This is a genomic window from Streptomyces sp. NPDC002785 (assembly GCF_040295565.1).
Lineage (GTDB): Bacteria > Actinomycetota > Actinomycetes > Streptomycetales > Streptomycetaceae > Streptomyces.
In genome coordinates, this window is record NZ_JBEOVN010000439.1 from 1 (window position 1) to 1,219 (window position 1,219).

General features: G+C 69.2%; 2 protein-coding genes. Both read left to right on the forward strand.

Annotated features, from left to right (window positions below; all coding sequences use genetic code 11):
• Positions 1 to 508, forward strand: a 508-nt coding sequence (locus tag ABTZ94_RS37610; RefSeq protein ID WP_351207975.1) for an Hsp70 family protein, incomplete at its 5' end; no start/stop codon positions are given.
• Positions 505 to 1,155, forward strand: a complete 651-nt coding sequence (gene grpE, locus ABTZ94_RS37615; RefSeq protein WP_351207977.1) for a nucleotide exchange factor GrpE — start codon at positions 505 to 507, stop codon at positions 1,153 to 1,155. The genes ABTZ94_RS37610 and grpE, both read left to right, overlap by 4 nt.
• Positions 1,156 to 1,219 lie beyond the last annotated feature (64 nt).

Genomic DNA, 1,219 nt, shown 5'->3' on the forward strand with positions numbered 1-1,219 from the left:
CGACGCGAACGGCATCATGCACGTCGCCGCCAAGGACCTCGGCACCGGCAAGGAGCAGAAGATGACCGTCACCGGCGGCTCCTCGCTGCCGAAGGACGAGGTCAACCGGATGCGTGAGGAGGCCGAGCAGTACGCGGAGGAGGACCACCGCCGTCGCGAGGCCGCCGAGTCCCGCAACCAGGGCGAGCAGCTCGTCTACCAGACGGAGAAGTTCCTCAAGGACAACGAGGACAAGGTCCCCGGTGATGTGAAGACGGAGGTGGAGACCGCGCTCACCGAGCTGAAGGAGAAGCTCAAGGGCGAGGACACCGCCGAGATCCGTACCGCCACCGAGAAGGTCGCGGCCGTCTCCCAGAAGCTGGGCCAGGCGATGTACGCCAACACCCAGGCCGATGGTGGCCCGCAGGGTGACCCGCAGCCGGGCGCCCAGCAGGCCAAGGCCGACGACGACGTCGTCGACGCCGAGATCGTGGACGACGAGAAGGACGCGAAGGGCGGTGCGGTGTGACCGAGGAGACTCCGGGCTTTGAGGAGAAGCCCGACGTCCCCTCCGGCGCCACCCCTGACGGAGCTGAGCCGAAGGACGCCGCTTCCTCTTCCAAGGAGGAGGCGTCCGCGGCCGGGGACGCAGCACAGACAGTCGGTCTGACGGCCGAGCTGGACCAGGCCCGCACCGCGCTCAACGAGCGGACGGGCGACCTCCAGCGGCTCCAGGCCGAGTACCAGAACTATCGTCGCCGCGTCGAGCGGGACCGGGCCACGGTCAAGGAGATCGCAGTCGCGGGTCTCCTGTCCGAGATACTGCCCGTGCTCGACGACGTGGGCCGGGCCCGTGAGCACGGCGAGCTCGTGGGCGGGTTCAAGTCGGTGGCCGAATCGCTGGAGACGGTCGTCGCCAAACTGGGCCTGCAGCAGTTCGGCAAGGAGGGCGAGCCCTTCGACCCGACGATCCACGAAGCCCTGATGCACTCGTACGCGCCGGATGTCACCGAGACGACCTGCGTGGCGATCCTGCAGCCGGGGTATCGGATCGGCGAGCGCACCATCCGCCCCGCGCGGGTGGCGGTGGCCGAACCCCAGCCGGGTGCGACACCGGCCGCAGCCAAGGAAGAGAAGGCAACCGACGAGGAGAGCGGTGGCACCGAGGAGGTCTGACATTCCGTCTGACCACCTCGCGGCCCACCGCCCGGCCATGCGACCGGCCAACGGGCGATCGGAA